At 69.1% G+C, this 1,237-nt stretch carries 1 protein-coding gene; it reads right to left on the bottom strand.

The window, feature by feature from the left end:
- Nucleotides 1-1,237, bottom strand: a 1,237-nt coding sequence (locus tag A5784_RS23300; protein ID WP_064947254.1) for an HNH endonuclease, incomplete at both ends; no start/stop codon positions are given.

The raw sequence follows: 1,237 nt of genomic DNA, 5'->3' as shown, positions 1-1,237 counted from the left end.
CAGCGGGCGAGTGTGATCGCGACCTGTAGTTCGGTCGCGCTTTCGTATAGTTCGACGGGCCCGGGTGGCGGGGGTGCGGTGGAGTGGTAGTGCGCCCCGGTGGGTGTGACGAATTCGGCTGTGTGAACACCGTTTTGGACCGTCGTCGTCACCGCCCAGCCGGGTGACTCCTTGACGTAATTGCACCGCTCACACGCCCCGAGACCGTTGAGCGCACTGGTCGCCCCGCCAGCGGCGTGCGGTTGCGCGTGGTCGCGGTGCCGAATCGGGGCATCGCAATACGGGGTGCGGCAGCGCTGATCCCGCAACCCGATGAACCTCGCCAAGGCTTTGGGGAACAGTCGCGACCGCGATTCCATCGCCACCAGTGCGCCGGACTTCGGATGCCGGTAGAGCCGTCGCAGCGTGGCCCGGGACCGCTTGTCGGCGACTGCATCGCGGACGAGTTTGCGGGCCACCGCCGCGGGCATCGGCCCGTAACCCTCGACCACAGCCGGACTGTCATCGTCGCCGAACAACGTCTGATCAGAAATCGTCATATTGACCGCGATCGGTTCGGGTACGGCGGCCGGACGGCCCGTGACCCGCTCCACGGCCGTATCGGCCATCACCTGACCGCGGGTTCGGCCGTCGAACGTCGTATCCGCCTGGCCCTTGAGCGCCGCGTACATGCCGACGCCCTGGGCCACCGGCACCAACACGGTCACTCGTGTCATACAGTCCGGTGCCGGCCGGATGGTCACCGTGCGATCCTCGGCGGCCTTAGCCACCCGATCCACGATGGCCTGCGGATCCAGGCGGTAGGCGATCGTCTTGGCCTGCGCTTCGATCCGCGCGTCGCCCATCCCCTCGAGCCGGGTGACATCGGCGCACATCTCAGCGTCCAACACGCGGCGGTCCTCGACCGATAAGCAGGCCGACTCCCGCACGATCAGCGTGGCCCGCCATTCGGAGAGCACCCCGGACTCCAACGCCGCCAAGGTGTGCGGCATCTCGTACACGAGTGCTGTGGCCAACCCGAGGTGGCGGCTGCCGCAGTTCGGCGAATCGTGGCGCGCCAACGCGACCTCGCTCGCCACCCCGCGGCCCTGGTTGGCGCGCGGCACTCCCGCGGCCGCCTCGGCGGCGCGGCGCTTGGCATCCAGCAGCGCCGCACACCGGGCCTGCCCGGCGGCCGCCGCCGACTTCACCCGCTCCAATTCCTCGATCCGCCGATGCAACGCAGCCTCGTCAGCAC

This window comes from Mycobacterium sp. 852013-50091_SCH5140682, assembly GCF_001665685.1.
Taxonomy (GTDB): domain Bacteria; phylum Actinomycetota; class Actinomycetes; order Mycobacteriales; family Mycobacteriaceae; genus Mycobacterium.
The sequence above is the reverse complement of the archived record's forward strand: the minus strand, read 5'-3'. Positions and strand labels throughout refer to the sequence as shown.